This window comes from Paenibacillus oceani, from assembly GCF_014705615.1.
In the GTDB taxonomy this organism is placed as follows: Bacteria; Bacillota; Bacilli; order Paenibacillales; family NBRC-103111; genus Paenibacillus_AB; species Paenibacillus_AB oceani.
Map to the genome: position 1 here is coordinate 15,937 of NZ_JACXJA010000057.1, position 19,517 is coordinate 35,453.

17 protein-coding genes are annotated in these 19,517 nt (G+C 52.9%); 2 read left to right on the forward strand and 15 right to left on the reverse strand.

Features of this window, described 5'->3' with window-relative positions; genetic code table 11:
- Positions 1 to 93 precede the first annotated feature (93 nt).
- From lpdA to pdhA, 4 genes are all read right to left on the reverse strand, one after another.
- The gene (lpdA, locus tag IDH45_RS30795) at positions 94 to 1,506 is read right to left on the reverse strand and encodes a dihydrolipoyl dehydrogenase (protein ID WP_190931988.1); all 1,413 of its coding nucleotides are present in this window, start codon (positions 1,504 to 1,506) and stop codon (positions 94 to 96) included.
- 4 nt (positions 1,507 to 1,510) lie between these two features.
- Positions 1,511 to 2,863 carry a dihydrolipoamide acetyltransferase family protein gene (locus tag IDH45_RS30800; RefSeq protein WP_190931989.1) on the reverse strand — a complete coding sequence of 451 codons (1,353 nt, stop codon included), beginning with the start codon at positions 2,861 to 2,863 and terminating at the stop codon, positions 1,511 to 1,513.
- Between the two features lie 555 nt (positions 2,864 to 3,418).
- Entirely contained in the window at positions 3,419 to 4,399 is a 981-nt protein-coding gene (locus IDH45_RS30805; RefSeq protein ID WP_190931990.1) for an alpha-ketoacid dehydrogenase subunit beta, read from the reverse strand.
- A 3-nt stretch (positions 4,400 to 4,402) separates the two neighbouring features.
- Positions 4,403 to 5,485 carry a pyruvate dehydrogenase (acetyl-transferring) E1 component subunit alpha gene (pdhA, locus tag IDH45_RS30810; RefSeq protein ID WP_190931991.1) on the reverse strand — a complete coding sequence of 361 codons (1,083 nt, stop codon included), beginning with the start codon at positions 5,483 to 5,485 and terminating at the stop codon, positions 4,403 to 4,405.
- A 322-nt stretch (positions 5,486 to 5,807) separates the two neighbouring features.
- On the opposite strand from pdhA, the gene IDH45_RS30815 reads away from it, so the two are divergent.
- Positions 5,808 to 6,536, forward strand: a complete 729-nt coding sequence (locus IDH45_RS30815) for an alpha/beta hydrolase (protein ID WP_190931992.1) — start codon at positions 5,808 to 5,810, stop codon at positions 6,534 to 6,536.
- Positions 6,537 to 6,664: 128 nt separating this feature from the next.
- Complete coding sequence (locus IDH45_RS30820; RefSeq protein ID WP_190931993.1) at positions 6,665 to 7,612, forward strand: M15 family metallopeptidase; 948 nt, start codon at positions 6,665 to 6,667, stop codon at positions 7,610 to 7,612.
- Positions 7,613 to 7,656: 44 nt separating this feature from the next.
- On the opposite strand, the gene IDH45_RS30825 is transcribed toward IDH45_RS30820, so the two are convergent.
- The 11 genes from IDH45_RS30825 to IDH45_RS30875 form a co-directional block, all read right to left on the reverse strand.
- On the reverse strand, positions 7,657 to 7,845 hold the full coding sequence (locus tag IDH45_RS30825) for a hypothetical protein (RefSeq protein WP_190931994.1): 189 nt from the start codon (positions 7,843 to 7,845) through the stop codon (positions 7,657 to 7,659).
- 862 nt (positions 7,846 to 8,707) lie between these two features.
- Positions 8,708 to 9,529, reverse strand: coding sequence for a lipoate--protein ligase family protein (locus IDH45_RS30830; protein WP_190931995.1), 822 nt, complete (start codon positions 9,527 to 9,529; stop codon positions 8,708 to 8,710).
- A gap of 224 nt (positions 9,530 to 9,753) precedes the next feature.
- Positions 9,754 to 10,680 (reverse strand): metallophosphoesterase family protein, encoded by a 927-nt coding sequence (locus IDH45_RS30835; protein WP_190931996.1) that lies wholly within the window; start codon positions 10,678 to 10,680, stop codon positions 9,754 to 9,756.
- Between the two features lie 5 nt (positions 10,681 to 10,685).
- Positions 10,686 to 11,357 (reverse strand): hypothetical protein, encoded by a 672-nt coding sequence (locus IDH45_RS30840; RefSeq protein WP_190931997.1) that lies wholly within the window; start codon positions 11,355 to 11,357, stop codon positions 10,686 to 10,688.
- A gap of 17 nt (positions 11,358 to 11,374) precedes the next feature.
- Positions 11,375 to 12,214 (reverse strand): HAD family hydrolase, encoded by an 840-nt coding sequence (locus IDH45_RS30845; protein ID WP_190931998.1) that lies wholly within the window; start codon positions 12,212 to 12,214, stop codon positions 11,375 to 11,377.
- The gene (locus tag IDH45_RS30850) at positions 12,204 to 13,361 is read right to left on the reverse strand and encodes an ABC transporter ATP-binding protein (protein ID WP_190931999.1); all 1,158 of its coding nucleotides are present in this window, start codon (positions 13,359 to 13,361) and stop codon (positions 12,204 to 12,206) included. The genes IDH45_RS30845 and IDH45_RS30850 overlap by 11 nt, the downstream gene beginning before the upstream one ends.
- 45 nt (positions 13,362 to 13,406) lie before the next feature.
- Positions 13,407 to 14,306, reverse strand: coding sequence for a carbohydrate ABC transporter permease (locus IDH45_RS30855; protein ID WP_223837170.1), 900 nt, complete (start codon positions 14,304 to 14,306; stop codon positions 13,407 to 13,409).
- A gap of 47 nt (positions 14,307 to 14,353) precedes the next feature.
- Positions 14,354 to 15,352 carry a carbohydrate ABC transporter permease gene (locus IDH45_RS30860; protein ID WP_223837171.1) on the reverse strand — a complete coding sequence of 333 codons (999 nt, stop codon included), beginning with the start codon at positions 15,350 to 15,352 and terminating at the stop codon, positions 14,354 to 14,356.
- The gene (locus IDH45_RS30865) at positions 15,339 to 16,721 is read right to left on the reverse strand and encodes an ABC transporter substrate-binding protein (protein ID WP_190932001.1); all 1,383 of its coding nucleotides are present in this window, start codon (positions 16,719 to 16,721) and stop codon (positions 15,339 to 15,341) included. The genes IDH45_RS30860 and IDH45_RS30865 overlap by 14 nt, the downstream gene beginning before the upstream one ends.
- 45 nt (positions 16,722 to 16,766) lie before the next feature.
- Positions 16,767 to 17,444 (reverse strand): GntR family transcriptional regulator, encoded by a 678-nt coding sequence (locus IDH45_RS30870; protein ID WP_190932002.1) that lies wholly within the window; start codon positions 17,442 to 17,444, stop codon positions 16,767 to 16,769.
- Between the two features lie 606 nt (positions 17,445 to 18,050).
- Entirely contained in the window at positions 18,051 to 19,325 is a 1,275-nt protein-coding gene (locus IDH45_RS30875; RefSeq protein WP_190932003.1) for an S-layer homology domain-containing protein, read from the reverse strand.
- Positions 19,326 to 19,517 lie beyond the last annotated feature (192 nt).

The window sequence follows — 19,517 nt, forward strand, 5'->3', positions numbered from 1 at the left end:
CATGCTTGTTTTCCGGGTTTTACGAGAATAACAAAAAAGACGCCCCATCCCCATAAGGACAGAGCGCCTTGCATCATGTGCTGCTGTATAGCTTTACTTCACGATCATATGGATCGGATGGCCAAGCGCGCCCTCCGAAGCATCCATTACGATCTCGCCCAGCGTCGGGTGAGCGTGGATCGTTAGCGAGATGTCTTCGATCGTGGCGCCCATCTCGATGGCGAGCGCCAGCTCGGCAATCAGGTTGGACGCTTCCGCGCCCACGATTTGAGCTCCGATCAAGAGCCCCGTGTCTTTGTCGCCGACCAGCTTGACGAAGCCTTCGTTAGCGCCGATCGATTGCGCGCGTCCGTTCGCGCCGTAGCTGAAGCGTCCGGAGAAGACGTTGACGCCTTTCTCTTTCGCTTCGGTTTCGCTGAGGCCTACGCTGGCGATCTCCGGCTCGGAGAAGACGACTGCAGGAATCGCTTTGTAGTCGACTGCGCTCGCTTGTCCGGCGATCGCTTCCGCCGCTACTTTCGCTTCGTAGCTCGCTTTGTGAGCCAGCGCCGGACCCGGCACGACGTCGCCGATCGCGAAGATCGCAGGAACGCTCGTACGGCCCTGGCTGTCGACCTCGATAATGCCGCGGTCGCTCATCTTCACGCCGATCGCCTGCAAGCCGAGCTCGTCGGTATTCGGCGTGCGGCCCACCGTTACGAGAACGTAATCTGCCGTAACCTGCTTCTCTTCGCCGCCAACCGTATACGTAACCGTTACGTCCGAGTCCGTCTGCTTCGCTTCTTTGGCGAGCGCCTCGTTCACAACATCCACGTTCGACTTCTTCAGGCTGCGTCCCACATAACGGGACAGCTCCTTCTCGAAGCCCGGCAGGATCGTATCCGAGCCTTCCAGTACGGTGACTTTCGTGCCAAGCTTGGCGAACGTCTGACCGAGCTCGATCCCGATATAGCCGCCGCCGATAACGATCAGGCTGTTCGGAATTTCGCTGAGGTTCAGAGCTTCCGTCGAGGACATAATCCGTTTGCCGAACGGGAAAGCTTTCAGCTCGACCGGACGGGAACCTGTCGCGATAATGCAGTTGTTGAACTTATATTGCGTCGAGTCGCTTTCGGTAGCGACACTGACAACCGAATCGCTGACGAAAAACGCTTCGCCGGTTACAAATTGCACTTTGTTGCCTTTCAGCAAGGAACCGACTCCGCCGCTTTGCTTTTTGACGATGCCGTTTTTCCATTCCTGCACCTTCGCCCAATCGACTTTTACGTCGCCGACGTTAATGCCGTATTCGGACCCTTGCAGCGCCGACTCGTAGCGGTGAGCCGCGGAGATCAACGCTTTCGAAGGGATACAGCCGCGGTTGAGGCAGACGCCGCCGATTTCGGCTTTGTCCACGCATACGACCGATTTGCCCAATTGTGCCGCTCGGATGGCTGCTACGTAACCGCCCGGGCCGGAACCGATAACCAGCACGTCAATATCTACAGTAAGCGTTCCGACTACCATGCGCTTACACCTCCATAACCATTAATTGCGGATCTTCGAGCAGGGACTTGATATAGTTCATTGCATTCTGAGCGGTCGCGCCGTCGATCAGACGGTGGTCGAAGCTCAGGGACAGCGCCATAAGGTTGCCGATGACGATCTGCCCGTCGCGGACGACCGGCTTCTCGGAGATCCGGCCGGTGCCGAGAATCGCAACTTCCGGATAATTGATAACCGGAGTAAAGAACATGCCGCCTGCCGATCCGATATTCGTGATCGAGATCGTGCTGCCTCTCATCTCGTGCGACTGCAGCTTGCCTTCGCGGCCGCGGGATGCGAGATCGCGAATCTCGTTGGCTACCTGCCATACGTTTTTACGGTCGGCGTCCGCCACGACCGGTACGATCAAGCCGTTGTCGGTATCGGTAGCGATCCCGATGTTGTAGTACTTTTTATAGACAATTTCGCTCTTCTCGTCGTCGATCGAAGCGTTAAGCGCCGGATATTGCTTCACAGCGGCTACGAGCGCCTTGACGATGAACGGCAGATAGGTCAGCTTGACGCCTTTTTTCTCGGCCAGCGGTTTTGCCTTCTGACGCAGCTCAACCAATGCCGTTACATCCACTTCGTCCATAATCGTAACGTGCGGAGCCGTGTAAACCGATTTGACCATCGCATTCGCGATCGCCTTGCGGATGCCTTTCAGCGGTACGCGCTCTTCGACGCGATCGCCTGTCGGTGCGACAGCTGCGGAGCCGCCTGCTTGCGGGGCCGATGCGCCTTCGCCTTGAGCCGCTTCTGCAGGGGCTGCAGCCGCTTGGCCGCCGGCTTCGAAAGCAAGCACGTCGTCCTTGGTCACTTGGCCGTTGCGGCCCGTTCCTTTAATGGACGCCAGGTTGACGCCTTTCTCGCGGGCAAACTTGCGCACGCTCGGCGTTGCCAGCACTTGGCCGGATGCTGCGGCCTGCTCAGCCGCTTCCGCCGGCTTCGCTTGCTCTGCAGGCGCTGCTGCCGGAGCGGCAGCAGCAGGTTGCGCCGCCGGTGCCGGTGCCGCAGCAGGAGCCGCTTGGCCACCGCCGGTCTCGGATGCCGCAGCCTCGCCTCCGCCGTGATGAATCGACTCCGGCGGAATTTCGCCGACGACGTCGATAACGGCGAGCGGATCGCCTACGTGCGATACCGTTCCTTCTTTTACCTTCAGCTCGACAATTTTGCCGGTAACCGGAGAAGGTACTTCAACGACAGCCTTGTCGTTTTGAACGTCCATAATGATTTGATCTTCTTTAATCTCGTCGCCTGGCTTTACGTGCCATTTGACGATCTCGCCTTCATGAAGACCTTCGCCGAGCTCGGGGAGCCGGAATTGCCAGATCGCCATAGTATTACCTCCTGGGCGTTTTGCTTATGCAAATAAGTGGATACGTCTCGTCGAACCTCGTGCGCACCTGCTTCGTCATGTCTGGTTATGCTGAGTATGCTTGGGTATGTCATAACCGTTATTTCGTTACCGTTGTCCTTATCCCAAAGTGCGCCTGAGCCTGGTTGTTTAGTTCATGCAGCAGGACGGCAACCGGGTTCCTTTGAAAATAACGGTCTTTTGCAGCTTCTATTCACGGTCAAACCTGCTTCATCTCCGAAATAAGAGATGTTTAAGGCCGTTATTTCAACACGTTCGTTCCTTTTCGGACGATTCCAGCGAAATAAGAGCCTTGAACAGCCTTTATTTCATCCAATCCGGCTGTTTTTACAGAAATAAGAGCTTCCACAAGCTCTTATTTCCGCATCACTTCACTGCCATAATACCGGCCTCCGCCATTCGGTTCGGTTCCGTTTCGCTCCGTCCCGTCAAGCTGCGTCTATGCCATTCTTGAAGAAACGTCCTGCAGCTTCACTTGAAGGCCGGTGCCGGATGGACAGCCGTGAACTCATTTATTTAGAAGTTCAATACTTGATTAATTCCTTCGATAATCCGAGCTGGCGTAGGCAGCCATTCGTCTTCGACTTGTCCGAACGCGTATACCGTATCCGGAGCCGCTACGCGGAGGACCGGAGCTTCCAGATGCAGGATCGCTTTCTCGTTTACTTGAGCGATCACTTCGGCAGCGATGCCGGCTGTCTTCTGGGCTTCTTGTACGACGATCGCGCGGTTCGTCTTTTTGACCGATTCCACGATCGTTTCGATATCAAGCGGCATAAGCGTACGCAGGTCGATGACTTCGACGGACACGCCTTGCGACTTCTCGATCTCTTCGGCGGCTTTCATCGAAGTGTGAACCATCGCGCCGTAAGTGAGGATCGTCACGTCTTTCCCTTCGCGGACGATATTCGCTTTGCCGATCGGCACGGTATATTCGCCTTCCGGTACTTCCGCACGGAACGCACGGTACAGCTTCAGATGTTCCATGAAGAAGACCGGGTCGTTGTCACGGATTGCGGAGATCAGCAGTCCTTTGGCATCGTACGGGTTCGAAGGGATAACCACCTTGATCCCCGGAGTTTGCACGAGCATGCCTTCGAGGCTGTCCGTATGCAGCTCAGCCGCTTTTACGCCGCCGCCGAACGGAGTCCGGATAACCATCGGAGCCGTGTAGCTTCCCCCGGACCGCCAGCGCAGACGAGCCGCTTGCGCTACGATCGAGTCCATCACTTCAAAGACGAAGCCGATAAACTGTACTTCCATAATCGGGCGGAACCCTTGCACGCAAAGACCGACCGCCAAACCGCCGATACCGGACTCGGCCAGCGGCGTATCGAATACGCGCTCTTCGCCGAATTCTTTCTGAAGTCCTTCGGTAGCGCGGAACACGCCGCCGACATGACCAACGTCTTCGCCGAATATCATAACGTTCGGATCACGCTGAAGCTCCAGCTTCATCGCTTCATTAATCGCTTGAACCATCGTTAACTGTGCCATCGCTTACTTGCCCCCCTTGCCCGCAAACCAAGCTTTTTGCTCTTCCAGATGCGCCGGCGTCGTTTCGAACATCGAATCAATCAGGCCCGGAATCGTCATCTTCTCCGTCTCTTCCGCCTTTTTGATTTGCGCGTTGACGTGCTCCTTCGCTTCTTCGATCACTTTGTTTTCTTCCTCTTCGCTCCACAGCCCTTTCGCTGTCAAGTACGTGCGGAAACGGACGAGCGGATCGCGTGTTTCCCAGTCGCCGGATTCTTCTTTCGTTCTATATTTGGACGGATCGTCGCCGGACATCGAGTGCGGGCCGAACCGGTACGTAATCGCTTCTATCAGAGTCGGTACGCCTTCGAGCGCATGCTGGCGAGCTTCGGATACGGCTTTGTATACGGCAAGTACGTCCATACCGTCGATTTGTACGCCGCGAATCCCGGCAGCGACCGATTTTTGGGCGATCGTAGCAGCCATCGTTTGTTTCGCGCGCGGGGTCGAAATTGCATAACCGTTGTTTTGGACGAAGAAAATGCAAGGAAGCTTAAACGCTCCCGCAAAGTTCATTCCTTCGTAGAAGTCGCCCTGGGAGCTGCCGCCGTCGCCCGTATAAGCGATCGCTACGTTCTGCTTGCCGCGGCGCTTAAGACCCATCGCAATGCCGGGAGCTTGTACGATCTGAGCCCCGATAATGATTTGCGGGAGCAGCACATTGACGCCTTCCGGAATTTGTCCGCCATGCTGATGTCCGCGGGAATAAAGGAATGCCTGATAGAGCGGAAGACCGTGCCAGACGAGCTGCGGCATATCGCGGTAGCCCGGGCATACCCAATCTTCTTTATCGAGCGCAAATTCGCTCCCGATCATGGACGCTTCCTGACCGGATACCGGCGCGAAAAACCCGAGCCTGCCTTGACGGCTAAGCGATACGGCGCGCTGATCCCACGTGCGGGTAAATACCATGCGGCGCATCAGTTCTTTCAATTGATCGTCGGACAAATTCGGAGCGGCTTCCGGGTTCACGATCTCGCCGTTCGGAGACAGGATCGAGAGCGGCTGGATCTCGTCGATCCGAACTTCGGACAATGGCTTGCTCATCGCTTTCACCTCTGAAATGGTTTTAAGTATTGGGTTATACAGAACAGCAAACTGTTATAGTATATTGAGCACCCTGTTTCATAACAATGTCAGCTATTCAAGCCTGAAACTACTTGATTTTAGCGGAAACTCGTATGTAACAGAGTACCACCATTATATAGTACAGTTCGACAAAAATCTATAGCATTCGATCAAAACTTTTTCTATTCCGCCCCTCGCTGTTATAATGATTGGATTGCGGCCAGTCGTTTTCGGCGGCAGCCGCATCTCCAATTAGTTTACACTTAACGAACCATTTTCAATCGGAAAGGAACATGCCGCAATGAACGATGACCGTTACACCAAACGCACGATCGTTAAGGAAGAAGTGCGCTCCGCTTTTTTGCCGGAAGCCAGAAGCGTCAAAATATACATGCCTCCGGGCTACAATGAGCTGATGTCTTACCCGGTCCTGTATTGCCAGGACGGCGAGGACTTCTTCAACTTCGGCCGCACCGCAACGACCATCACCCGGCTCATCCTGGACGAAGGGCTGGAGCCTGCGCTCGTCGTCGGCGTCGATGTGGACAAACGGGTTCGCACTGATGAATATTCCCCGGACGGCTCCCGGTTCGAAGCGTACTGCCGTTTTTTCGCGGAGGAGCTCGTTCCTTATATCGAGGAGCGTTATCCTGCAAGACGGGAACGGGCAGAACGCGTCATCGCAGGGGATTCGCTGGGCGGCACGGTATCGCTACATCTCGCCCTGGAGTACCCCGAGCTGTTCAACCGGGTGCTGTCGCTGTCCGGCGCTTTCCTGGAAAGCACCCGTAGCCGCCTCGCCACCGAAAGCGACTTGTCGTGGCTGGAGCTGTACATGCTGATCGGCTTGCAGGAGACCGCCGTCGAAACGTCTTCGGGCACGTTCGACTTCCTGAACGAAAACCGGCTGACCCGGACGATGCTGGAAGCGAAGGGGACCAAGCTGGTCTACGAAGAGAAGGACGGCAAACATATTTGGGGCTTTTGGCAAAAAGAGCTGCCCGGAGCGCTAACCCGTTTCTTCGGATAATTTCCTTCCTGCTCAAAACTTGTCATTCATGCAGCGCTGCAAACATGAAACATCCTGCGATGCAGCAACGTCTATTTTTATGTGCAACACCGACACCGATTATACGCATTGGAGGAAAGCTACTGATCATGAAGCGAAAACGTTCCAAATCCACGGCCGCTCTGCTGCTGACCGGCCTAGTATTCATTGTCGCGGCTTGCGGTGACAAACAGGCCACTCCTCCCGAGGACAGCGCCGGATCGGATAAACCTGCCGTTGCGGCGCCAGGCGGCGCGGGCACGGACCCGAATCCGACCCAGAGTCCAAAGGTGCCCGAATTAACCGGCTCCCCGAATCCGCCCAAAACTACGGACCCTGCGACGTCAACCGGCAACGGGACCGGAACGGGCACAGGTAATGGTACAGATAAACCTGGCGGGAATAACGCCGCAGGAGACAAAGGCTCCGCCGGCAACGGCGATCCGAAAGCGGTTCTGGTCGTCGCGAAGCCGGCGGATGTCGCGGTGCTCGTCAACAAGACGTACCGGTTGCCGGACAATTACAAACCGACCGATCTGGTCGAACCGGACATCCCGTTTATCTTCAAGGAGAAAAGCGATAAGCGATTGATGCGCAAGGAAGCGGCAGGAGCGCTGGAGAAGCTCGTCGCCGCCGCGAAGAAGGACTCGGTCTCCCTTGCTGGCGTATCCGGATTCCGGACGCAGGCGACGCAGAAGACACTATTCGACAATTACGTGAAAAAGGACGGCGAGGAAGCCGCCCGCAAATACAGCGCCGTACCCGGACACAGCGAGCACCAGACCGGTCTTGCCATGGACATATCCGGCAGCGACGGCAAATGCGCCGCCTCCGACTGTTTCGCCAATACGAAGGAAGCGAAGTGGCTGGCCAAAAACGCGGCCGAACACGGTTTTATCATCCGTTATCCGAAAGGCAAGGAGAGCATCACCGGCTATCAGTACGAGCCGTGGCATCTCCGTTACGTGGGCACGAAGATCGCCAAGGAAATAACCGACAAAGGGATCACCCTCGAGGAGTATATGCAAAGCGCAAATGCCGTGCAGGCTGCCAAGTAAATGGGCTGGGTACGGCAAATCGGATGATCAGCCTTGTCATGAAATCACACATGCGACATATCCGACCGATTCCTGCGCAGGCAGAGTATTTTCCGGGGAGTAATCGCGGTTTGACTCATAGGAGTAAAGTGAAACTCGCCAACCAGCGGAGTAAAGCCCGGTTCGACCCAAACCTGCCCCAGCGGCAGGTTTTTTCTTATATCGAGCAGAAAGCCGAAATGCGAACCTTTCATGAATTTTCCTGCTCGTCTGCAGGAATGTGCCCTATTCTCGCCCATTCTCTGCTTCCAACCGGCCAAAAAATCTGCTCTTGCGCGCCTACTCAGGAATTTCCCGACAACAAAACCCTCATACGCGTGCGAGCTCTGGACAAAATAAGAGTTTTTTGCACCCTCTATTATCATCATTTCCCCTAAACCGCAACAAATAAAGGCGGTCTGCCCCCCTTATTTCAGCCAACTCGTCGCGTCTGTGCCTTTTTCGCCGATTTTAACAGCTTCAAACCGCTCTTATTCCCCGTCCAAGCGGGTTTTCGGACAGAATAAAGAATGCAAATCGCTCTTATTCGGCTCCTCTCCCGCTTGTAGCACGGCATAAAGCTAAATCGCCGCCACCTATGAGAAGCGAGTTGCTATCCTTGTTACCTGGCCGCTCTCGATCAATTGTCTGAATTGCAGGTAATCCAGCAGAATGAGATCTGCCGACGCCTGGCAAATGCACTTTACGAGGATGGGGCATACTGGTGGCCTAAAGCGAAAGGGTTTCTTGCGGCACATGCTCGTTCTAAGGAGCTCCCTTATCCGTTTTAGCACGGTGAAGAACATAAACATGCCTGTCTAATAAAAAGCCTAAAAAAACGCCCCATTCCGGCTTCAACCCGAAAGGAGCGTTCTAATTGGTCTCAGCAGCCCCCACAGCCCGGCTGCCGCATCAGCCGATCTTCCGCCACCGGGTGACGCTGCTTAAGGCGTTTTCGCAGTATCGCATCGCGCGAATAAGGGGGGCAACCCGTCATCCAGCCGCTCACCCGGCATACTCGGCGCATTTGGCACACATGACACACTCAGCACACTTGGCACCCGGCTCATCCGTCCCTTATTCCGCAGGCTCCCGGCTGTCGTAACGGCTGCGCAGCAGTCCAGCCATCCGTTCCAGCTCCTGCATCGAAGGCTTGTCCGGATGACGGCCGATCGTCCCGCCCCATTCCTGCAGCGTCTGCACGAGCGCTTGGACGAACGTTTTCCCGGTGACGCCGTAACCGCCCAGTTCGGCCAGGGTGGCCATCGTTTCCGGTTCTACGACCGGCACGTCCTTCTCTAGGTTGCCTCCGGTCGCAAGCTCATAGAAGGAGCGGATCAATTCGCCGCGCCGCACGGCATGCCCTTCGGCGGCTACGAACGCATTCACGATAAACGCCTTCGTCTGGCGCCGCTGCGAGATGCCGCACAGCTTGCGTCCGTTGACGCTGACGTCGTACTCGCCCGGACAATAGGAGCCACACACTTCGCCCTTGTCGGCGTCCAGACCGAGCTTGCGGAAGCTTTCACGGATGAGCGAGTACATCAGCTCGAAGTCTTCCTTGAACTCCAGCTTGCCGCCCGGATTCGGCATGACGATGGACAGATTGACGATACCCGGATCGAGCGATACGGCCGCTCCACCCGAATTTCGCACACCTACCTGGTAGCCATGCAGCCTGAGCCATTCCATCGCTTGTTCCACATGCGGCAATCTGCGGTCGCGCAAACCCAGCACAACCGCCTTCTCGTGCCTCCAGATGTGCACGAATGCAGGCGCGCCTTCGCCGATTTTTTGACAGAGCAGCTCGTCATAGGCGAATGGGAACAAGATGTCGCCGAGCAGCGTATTATCGCTTGTATTTTGAATGTAAAATGGAGACGGTATCCGTCCGCTCATATCCACTACTCCCCGATCCTGACAGGATTTAAAAGAAAACCAGTTAGAGAATAGCATGAAACAGCGAAATGTTCAATGTCAAACAGCTCGTTGTCTCATACAGATTGCTGATTGTGAAGGCGCTGTGTAATGAAAATATCTCCACGATCCGAGGAAGGATAGATTGTGCTTACGAATAAAAAACAGACGCCCCGCATACAAAGGAACGCCTGCTTTTTTTTATCCTAAAGGTTCGAGCCCGTCATAAGAACCTGCGAGATGTTATGGTCTTCATGATGAAGCCAAGTATCGAAGCGACGTTCATTTTCATGCAGGACGATGACCCGTCCTCCGCGTTTGAAAGCGGGATCGTTGTGGGGATAACCGTTATAGCCGGTTTTTAAGCCGTAGCAAAGCCGAATCCTGCGATATTCGCCGCAGTAATCGTTGACATGATCGTGTCCGACAAACGTAGCCATTACGTCCCCTTGCTCCACCATCGCTGTGAAAAAACCCGAATTAAGCTTGGGAGAGCAAACCTTCTCCCCCTTCCGGCCAACACAGTTCCCCGTCTCCCATACGGTATCGTACTCGGGAAGCGGGATATGGAAGAAAGCAAGCGCAGGAATCGTCCGGCCCCAACGATGCCGCATCGCCTCGGATGTCTTCACATACCACTGAATTTGATCGGTATGGATCCACTCATAATCGTCGCCGTCATACTGCCCGGAATCGAGCATGAACAGCGCCCCTCCCGCACTGCCGTCCCTAGCTGTCACAGTAAGGGCATGATTGCCCAAACCGTGAAGTTCCGACGGCCCTGCTTTGGCAAAACAATGTTGGCGCGTCAGAACGGCCTCCATCAGCTCTTCCTTATCGAAATCCTTCTTATCGGCGTCGTGGTTGCCGAATACGACAGTCCACGGGACCCCGAGCCGTTCAGGCGCTTCCGTAGCCTGCAGAAAAGAGACCGGCGGATGAACGCTCTGCATGCTTCCAATGACATCGCCGGTATAAACGACCAGATCAGGCTGCTCCTTCGCAATGATCTTTTCTGTTAACTGCAAGGTGCTCTGGTCCTTCTCGTCACCGTTATGCCAATGCAAATCAGTAAACTGTACAATTTTAAACGTGCCGTCCTCGCGAAAACGCAGCTTCTTCTCATGCTCCATTACACTCACCGCCTGTCTTCCAGAAAGACCGCGGCAACAACGGCCGTATTCATATCTTCACGTTCGGGCCGAAACTGTTCGATGCGCATCTTATACCGTTCCTGCAGGGAACTGACGCCGTTGAAGGCGACAATTTTCTCCCCCCGAATCGTGCCATTTACGACAATTTCAGCTCCAAGCGGGTCATGAACGCGCTCATTCTTGACGGAAGTTACAGCTCCCTGGTAGGAAGCGTACTCTCCCGTACAGCCGCAATGCGGGCACTCGTCCACATAGGGATGAAGCGGGCGCGGACGATCGACCTCATAGTGAACGCTCGCGGCATACTGATAATATTGGATCCCGTCTAATTCAACGAGCTGGCAGGACTTCAACGCTTCATAATAAAACCGCAAATGGACACAATGATCATGGCTGCGAGCTCCGTCTTCTCCCAGATGGATTGGCTGCAGCCCTCTTCTCCTTGCGAATGCGTCGCAGCCTTCGGCATTGTGGCTATAACCAAAGTCATTGGCCATATCGATGCATGTCTCCAGCTCCCGCATGACAAGATCTCTTGCGGCTCCGTAGGAAGGACAGAGCGTGGTGTTGACATAAAACCAGACATTCGGATAACGCGGGCAGGTGCTTGGAAACTGCGAAGCATGCGGCATCATAGCTTGAATCGTTGTGGACATATTTATTCCTCCTCAGATCACGGTTCAACCCGTTTGGTTTGTTCAATTGCATCGATCACTTCAACCAGCGCATCTTCGTCATTGTTTCGCAATGTGACCCAGCTTGCCGATTTTTTCAAATCCGGATGAGCATTATTCATTGCAATGCCGTGAAATGCTGAAACCATCTCCATATCGTTCAAGCCGTCGCCGACCGTAACAAGCCGCTCTTCCGTCCCTTCAGTCATTTCAAGCAGCCGGCGGCATGCCGTTCCCTTGTTGATGCCCGGCGGCAGCACTTCAAGCATACCAGGCTCCGATATAACTGAATTCAGCTCACCAGGCTCTAGATCGAGAAACACCCGCTTGCAGTAATTTCTAAACTGCTCAATTTGTTGATGTCCGCCCAGAAACATCATTTTGTTGATCCGCTTCCAATCGCCGCATATGCTCGTATACGGCAGTTGCTCTACATGTACGCCGTCTTTCAAGCTGATTTGACTGATTCGATCTGTCATCTCCGGCGTAAAAATGCGTTCATTCACAAAAACCAGAAGATCCAGGCCAAAACGTACGCTCGTCATACTGTACAGATTCATAATCATTTCCGTATACGGCAGCGGCAGAAAGTGCTCCTCCCAATATACTTTTTGCAAGGGATCGTATATCTTGGCTCCGTTAAACAAAATGACCGGCATCGTAATTTTTAATTGCTCAATATACGGCTTCGCGCTAATCAGCGTGCGCCCGGTCGCAATCGTAATATCTCCGCCGTTCTGACGAAAGAGCTCGATGCGCCGCACCGTACTATCGCCAATCCGCTGTCTTGAATTGAGCAGTGTTCCGTCTAAATCCGCGATGATCCATTTACCGCGCAACCGCCATCCGTCCTTCCTCCTGAATGGCGAGGGCTTCATGAGTATCTTCCTTTACCATCAGATTTTGCTCGGATTCGGCATCGAATAAATAACGGAAATGAGCTACTTCCAGCCGGACTTCGTCCCCTTCGCTGACCGCATCGGACAGATCGGCATACATCTTGATCTCCTGCTCTCCCGCGACAAGATGAAGCAGCTTTTCCCGGCCCGTAAATTCAATCATGCTTATTTTTGCGCCTAGGGATGGCTTGGCCCCTCCCTTTCCGTTGCTCGCAAGTTTTGCCTGATGAGGACGAAATCCAAGCAGCAACCGCTGGTTAGCGACGATGTTCCCGCTCACCGCCAGCTCCGCAGGGAGGGTAAGCACATCCGGCGTTCCCGCAACATGAATGCTGCAGCCGGGACGTTCCCAGTGACACTCCAGCCTGTTCATCGCCGGCATGCCCAGAAACTGTGCGACGAACCAGTTGACCGGGTTATTATATAACTCGTCCGGTGTTCCAAACTGCTGCAGCACGCCGTTATTCATCACAGCAATCCGGTCGGACATGGACATTGCTTCCTCCTGGTCGTGTGTCACCATTATGGTTGTAATCCCCAGACTCTTTTGAATGCGGCGAATTTCTTCCCGCAAGCTCATCCGCAGACGTGCGTCCAGGCTGGACAGCGGTTCGTCGAGCAGAAGCAGCCTCGGCCGCTTCACCAGCGCTCGCGCGAGCGCCACACGCTGCTGCTGTCCGCCAGACAATTGTCGCGGCTTTCGCTTCAGAAAATCGGACATCTGAACGATTTCAGCGGCATCTTTGGCCCGTTGTTCCGCCTCTTTTTTCGGAACTTTAAGGTTGCGAAGCGGAAACGATATATTTTGAAGCACATTCATATTCGGGTACAAGGCCGGATTTTGAAACACCATTCCGATATTCCGGTCTTTCGGGTGCACATAATTCATCAGATCATCGTCAAAATAAATGCTGCCCTTGGACACTTCATGAATGCCCGCGATCATCAACATCGTCGTACTTTTTCCGCAGCCGCTTGGGCCAAGCATTGTCACGAACTCCCCATCCTCGGCCCGCAAATTGAAATCGTGCACGGCCGCCTTGCTCTCTTCAAATGATTTATACAAATGCTCGATTTGGACACGCACGACAAACACCTCCGTTCCCGATTTGGGCAACCTCTGTCGCCCGATTTACAGCTTCATTCTCATTAACGCCTTCTGCGAGAAGAAATAGAGCACCACACACGGCAGCATATAAAATGTGGCCAATGCCATAACCTGACCGTAGCTTGCGGAAGATGTCTCGTTGTACAGCGACTTGATGACAACCGACAACGTACTGATGCTGTCATCGAACAGAAACACCGATATCATGACATACTCGCCCCATCCGCTCAAAAAGGCGAATAACGAGATCGCCGCAACGCCCGGCCAGATATGAGGGAGGAAGACGGTCATAAATGTTTTCAGACGTCCGCATCCGTCCGCTTGCGAGGCCCATGTCAATTCTCTGGGCACTTCATCGAAGAAGCCTTTAATAATCCAAGTCGACATCGGAATACCGCCCAGAACCTTCAAGATCATAATGCCTGTAAGCGTATTGAGCAGTCCGACTGTATTTAAAATATAAAATGCCGCGATCAGTCCTGTAATAGCGGGGAAGGCATGCGTCAGCAGGGTGGATTGGAGTAAAATCGTCCTGCCCGGGAAGCGGGTCTGCGAAATGACATAACCCGCAAGCAAAGCAAACAAAACCTCAAAAATGGATGTACCTGTCGCAATAAAGAGCGTATTCAGAAAGATCGTCCAAACGCTTGGATAGATATAGCCGTCAATGTTCAGTTCAGACCATAAAAAACTCCAGTTCTCAAGCGTCAGATTTTTAGGTATCAGACCAGAGTCGCTGAAAGAGACCAGCACCATCCAGACATAAATAGCCATCAGAGGCAGCGAACCGGCCGCCATGAGTGCAATCGAGAACACGTTCGGCATGGACTGCAGCCATTTTCGTCTGCGGTTGATCCAACTCCCGTGATCGGCTTTGCGGCGGTTTTCGTCCCGTTGTCCCATTTCCGCCTGCATCATTTTCATTTCCACGAAACCTCTTCCTTTCGCAATAGGCTTATGAAAAAAGGCTGTCAAACTGATTTCATAAGCTTGCTGAACCCGAACAGCCGATATGAAATGACCATCACCAAAATGACAATCGGCAAAATGAACAGCGAGATCGCCGAGCCGTAGCCGAAATCAAGCGTAAAAAACGCGGTGTGAAAAGCATACAGAGCCCAGGTTTCCGACCGATGCATCGGTCCGCCGTCAGTGAGCAGAAGAATCGATTCATAGCTGGTAAACAGAGAGAGCCCCTGCCAAATTAGGATGAAGGTGAGCGGCCATTTGAGAAAAGGAATGATTAATTTTCTCAGAATGGTCATTTCATTCGCCCCGTCTACCTTGGCCACATAAAAATACGATTTGTCAATGGACTGAATGGCCGATGAGAATACAACCATCGACAATGACGAACCCATAACGCCGGACAGGGCGATATTAATCAGCAGCGGATAACGGTCCAGCCAATCCACCGCTTCCCAACCGTAAAGATGAAACATGAGCGTGTTCAGAATTCCGTAGGAGCTGGAACTGAAAATCCACGTCCACAACAGCGCCTCAACAACTCCCGGTGATACCCGGGGCAGCAGCCAAATCATCCGAAAAAAGGTGCCTAAACGTTCCGAACGGATGTAATAAGTGGTGGTGAGAGCGATAATCAGCCCCCACACCACCTTAATGAACAGCGTTACAGCAACAAATAACACGGTATTGAGGACAATCAGCCCGATTGCAGGATCAAGCAGCGCTTTCTGGAAATTGATCAGACCGTTAAACTCCCAGCGAAGCGCCGAGTCCATCGAAGTAAAGGAAATGAGCACAACCATCATGGCGGTTATAGTAAACAGTACGTATTGATTAAACATGAAGGGCGAAAGCATCATACCGAATACGGTATTTTCCCTGAATTTACGCCAGCGTGTTTCTTTCTTTCCGGGGATTTGGCTCATCTTTGCTGAGTCTTCCAATTCCAAAGCACCTCGCTTGCCTTTTGTTGGAGCGAACCCCGATTCCTTACTTGAACGCATCGCCAAGGTTCAGCTTCATCTGCTTTTCCATCCAGGAAACAGCCTGCTCCGGTGACATGTCTCCGTTTACGATGTTTTGCGTCGCATCCTTCAATATTTTTTCGAACTTCGGCTGATCCGGATGATTCGGCATGAACCGGGAATAGCTGGTCAAATATCCGACATAATTGAGCCATGCATTTTGCTTCACCGTATCGTACTCCTGACCTTCCTTCGTAAACGGGATATGCGACGTTTGCACGCCATGCTCAGCTTGAAGCTTCGGCGAACTGACTTCCACCAGCAGCCGGGTGACCAATTCGGGATGTTTCGTTTTTTTCGGAACTACGTAAACCCACGGATTGGACACGGTGACCGGCTTCATCCCCTTTTTCGCCGTCGGCATCACCATGACGCCGATATTGTCCATGACATATTCGGAGGTGACATTACCCAGCTTGTTATGCATACCGCGCGTCCGCCACTTTGCCTCGTCCCAGATGCCTGCCTGCAAAAACAATACATCATCGTTGATCATAGCCTTGAGCATGTCGTCCTTCCCGGTGGACAGGAACGACCGTTCCATGGTACCGTTGTTTACCGCCTTGGACAAAAACGTAAAGGTATCCGTCAATCCGGCTTTGTCGAGCACGTATTTTCCCGCCTGCGCATCATACACTTCGGTACCATGATTGAGGAAAATGATCGGCAGATCCTTGCCCCCCGCCGTCAGCAGCAGACCGCCGCCTGCCGCTTTCTGATCGACAGCTTTTTGGGCCAATTCAGCCATTTCGGCCAGCGTAAACTCGCCATTTTCCGCTTTTTGCGGAAGCGATTTGATCTGATCATCCGTCCAGCCGAGTTTCTTCAATACATTCTTATTGAAAAAGATCGGCCGTGCTTCCGTATCTTGAATAACACCCCAAATCCGGTTGTCCCATTTCACTGCATCCCAATAACCGGGCATCAAGTTTTCAAATACTTTTTGCTGATCGATCCCCTCGAGCGGCAACAAATAGTCTCCATCGGCCATCCAGCCGACTTTTGAATATCCGGTCGCATAAATATCAGCTGTGTTTCCCGATTTGGAAGCAAAGATGAAATGTTGGTCGAACTCCTCTTCTCCCATCGATTTCACAATTTGTTCGACTTTAACGCGCTGCTTCGATCCTTCTTCCTCCAGCTTCTTGTTCAAGCTTTCTGCGGCTTCGACAAAGTTGGTTACCCGGGTTGGAGCGGAAGCGTCGCGTGTCATCACCTCTATGGTAACGATCTCGACTCCTCCCTCACCCTTCTCCGCTGCTGTACCGGACGGCTCCGCTTTGGAACAAGCAGCCACCAACAGCATCAAAATACATACGGCAGCCCAAATAGAAGTTCGCTTCTTCATTCCTGTATCCACCTCTGGGAATTGATTATTTTATAAATGACTTTCTTACATAACTCGGCGTATAAAAAAACGAATAACATCGTTGCGCATAATATCATAAGACAGAAAAATAGGTAACGCTTTGGCGTCATAATGCACCTGCTTGAATTTCAGCAATGGGGCGCCGGTTTCTTTCAGCCGGTACGGGAGAAGATCCTCCGCTCTGACCGCCAATACTTCGGTCATCGCTTCCGCAATGTCGATGCGATATCTGGTGCGAAGACAGTTGAGCAGAGAGCCTTTTTCATAACGGAGCGGAAAATCTTCCCCGACGACACTTTGCGGAAGCACATTTTGATTGAATATGAGCGGCTCGCCCCCGGCCGTCCGAATCCGGTCCACAACAAACACCGGATCAAGCGGATGAATCTGCAGCAGTTCCGCCTCATCCTTAGTAGGTACGCGCTTGAAGAAATGAACCTCCATCTCTCCTTCAACCAACTGAGATTGCTTAATCAACTCGGTAATGCTGGTAAGCCGGTTCAGAGTGCTCTCCATTTGCGGGACCCAATGTCTAACGTAATGACCGGAACCTCGTATACTATACACCCTTCCCAACTGGGTCAAATGCTTGAGCGCTTTGCGGATGGTTTCACGGCTCACTCCGTACGTTTCGGCCAATTCCTTCTCGCTGGGCAGTTTCTTGCCGTCGGCGTACCCGTCCTCCCCGATGAGTCTAGACATGCTTTCGCTTATCTCCAGAAACTTGTTATTCATTCAGTTAAGGGTTAAAGCCTCCTTTCCACTTTGAGCTCGGGTCATTAAACCGTCGAACCCGCTTAAGTGCTTGTCTCTAGAATAAATCTGATTTGTCATCGTACCATCAAACCAAGATCAATTTTTGACATAGTTTTGTTATAAAAAGAACAATTTGTCTAGTTAGCCTTATGATTTGTCTAGGTTGATTCGGATAGGCGCGTAGCACGTTTCCCCGCATTCATGCTTATATGAAAACTCCATTTCATAGTTAAAAACATTGTGGTTACTTGATATTTTGGCATACAAAAAAGGAGTGCTCCCCGTCCCAAACACAGAAGAGGATACTCCAATTTCTCATATTAACAAGAAGAACTATTGAAAACGGATAGGTCCAAACAAAACGTTATTTGGCCACGACGCTCGCAGGATTGGAAGCCGTGTATCGGCTTAGAAAGTAGATGGCCACTCCGGGCTGAATACCGATGTGTATAGCTCTTACGATGAAAGGCCGCCAACCGGACGATGAACGCCCGGCCTGACGGCCCTTTTCGCTATATTTATTCAGAATCAGGAAGCAAAGGAAGCACTCTATTATTTAATTTCAATCGAAGCTACAACTTGATTGCGGCCTTTGACCACGATGTTGCGATCATAGGTAAGCAGTGCCGCATTGCCGATAACCGAGTAGTTCGGATCTACGTTGTAATAGCTCAAGATCGGCGTATCCGAGCCGTATACCGCTGTATTTACAACGATTTTGCTGATTTTTCCATCGCTCCACTCCAGAGAGTACAAGCGGCCGTTAACGGTAAAGTCAACTGCCGGATTCGTCGTCGTCGATTTGGTCACTTCCAAATAAATCCCGATGCCGTTGATCACTTTCGCACGGACTTCATCGCCTACTTGAATGGCAGCGATCGGAGCGCGTACGCCGTCGCGGAAGACGAAAGCGTTAGGGTCGAGGCCCACAGCGGTCGAAACGCCGCCCTTCAGCACGGTCAGCACGTTGCCGTTAATCGCCGTTACTTGGCCCGACACGACGTCCTTCTCCTGTCCCGGCATCTGCTCGCCTGTCCGGTCAAGCAATGCGGCCAGCTGGGCGCGTGTTACCGGATCGTTCGGACGGAACGTATTGTTCTCGAACCCGTTGACCAATCCTTTTTCGACGGCAACCGCTACGTAACCTACGGAACCGGCCGGGATTTTGTCGGCGTCCTTGAAGGTAAGCTTTGTATTCATTTTAGCCTTGGCTTCCCCGTCCAGCTTCAACGCTTTGACGAGCAGCGTCGTCGCCCACAGGCGGTCCGCCGTTTTCTCCGGCTGTACGGATGTCTCCAGCTCGGTGAACAGGTCGTTCTTGACCGCAAGCGACACGTATCCGATCGCCCACGGATATTGCTTCGCCAATTTGTCCGCATCCTTAAAGTTCAGGCTGGTGCTTTTCTCGGCAGCCGATTCGGCCTGATCGCGAAGCCCCATCAGACGGACAGCCGCCGTGATCGCTTCGATGCGGGTGATGTGGTTGTTCGGCTTAAACGTTCCGTCCTCATACCCCTCGAATACCCGCTTTGACGCCAGGCTCGCTATATGCTGAACCGCCCATTCCACGCCTTCCATATCGTTAAAGTTAACGAAGATGTTGACGTCTCCGCCGATATGAATGGAGTTGCTTTTATTTTTATCGTTCCAGCCGTTGTTTCCGTTACCAGCGTTCCAGCCTTTATTACCAGGTGTAGTCCAGCTGCTGCGGCGATCGTCGTCTCTGTCTTTATCTTTTCCTTTGTCCGCAAAAGCCGAAGATGCCCCTCCAACAACCATCGCAAAAGTCATTGTCGTAATAACAGCCTTTTTAAAAACTCGCTTCATAAGTTATTTTCCTCCCCAGAATCGTTAAGATGGTCAGGCGGTTTCTTGCTGTCACGCAACCCAAGGCGCAAACCGTAGCAATAAGATCTCCTGTGATGGCATCGAGGACATCCTATCCGGTGCAGCCTGCTCCTGAGTCCCGAACCTTCGCGAAGGGTTCCCGGTACTGATAAATCCATTCGGCGGTCCAAA

What these genes read in the sequence shown, in the direction of transcription:
- lpdA (WP_190931988.1), bottom strand. Translation starts at nt 1,506, where the DNA reads ATGGTAGTCGGAACGCTTACTGTAGATATTGACGTGCTGGTTATCGGT.
- IDH45_RS30800 (WP_190931989.1), bottom strand. Translation starts at nt 2,863, where the DNA reads ATGGCGATCTGGCAATTCCGGCTCCCCGAGCTCGGCGAAGGTCTTCAT.
- IDH45_RS30805 (WP_190931990.1), bottom strand. Translation starts at nt 4,399, where the DNA reads ATGGCACAGTTAACGATGGTTCAAGCGATTAATGAAGCGATGAAGCTG.
- pdhA (WP_190931991.1), bottom strand. Translation starts at nt 5,485, where the DNA reads ATGAGCAAGCCATTGTCCGAAGTTCGGATCGACGAGATCCAGCCGCTC.
- IDH45_RS30815 (WP_190931992.1), top strand. Translation starts at nt 5,808, where the DNA reads ATGAACGATGACCGTTACACCAAACGCACGATCGTTAAGGAAGAAGTG.
- IDH45_RS30820 (WP_190931993.1), top strand. Translation starts at nt 6,665, where the DNA reads ATGAAGCGAAAACGTTCCAAATCCACGGCCGCTCTGCTGCTGACCGGC.
- IDH45_RS30825 (WP_190931994.1), bottom strand. Translation starts at nt 7,845, where the DNA reads ATGAAAGGTTCGCATTTCGGCTTTCTGCTCGATATAAGAAAAAACCTG.
- IDH45_RS30830 (WP_190931995.1), bottom strand. Translation starts at nt 9,529, where the DNA reads ATGAGCGGACGGATACCGTCTCCATTTTACATTCAAAATACAAGCGAT.
- IDH45_RS30835 (WP_190931996.1), bottom strand. Translation starts at nt 10,680, where the DNA reads ATGGAGCATGAGAAGAAGCTGCGTTTTCGCGAGGACGGCACGTTTAAA.
- IDH45_RS30840 (WP_190931997.1), bottom strand. Translation starts at nt 11,357, where the DNA reads ATGTCCACAACGATTCAAGCTATGATGCCGCATGCTTCGCAGTTTCCA.
- IDH45_RS30855 (WP_223837170.1), bottom strand. Translation starts at nt 14,306, where the DNA reads ATGAAAATGATGCAGGCGGAAATGGGACAACGGGACGAAAACCGCCGC.
- IDH45_RS30860 (WP_223837171.1), bottom strand. Translation starts at nt 15,352, where the DNA reads ATGCGTTCAAGTAAGGAATCGGGGTTCGCTCCAACAAAAGGCAAGCGA.
- IDH45_RS30865 (WP_190932001.1), bottom strand. Translation starts at nt 16,721, where the DNA reads ATGAAGAAGCGAACTTCTATTTGGGCTGCCGTATGTATTTTGATGCTG.
- IDH45_RS30870 (WP_190932002.1), bottom strand. Translation starts at nt 17,444, where the DNA reads ATGTCTAGACTCATCGGGGAGGACGGGTACGCCGACGGCAAGAAACTG.
- IDH45_RS30875 (WP_190932003.1), bottom strand. Translation starts at nt 19,325, where the DNA reads ATGAAGCGAGTTTTTAAAAAGGCTGTTATTACGACAATGACTTTTGCG.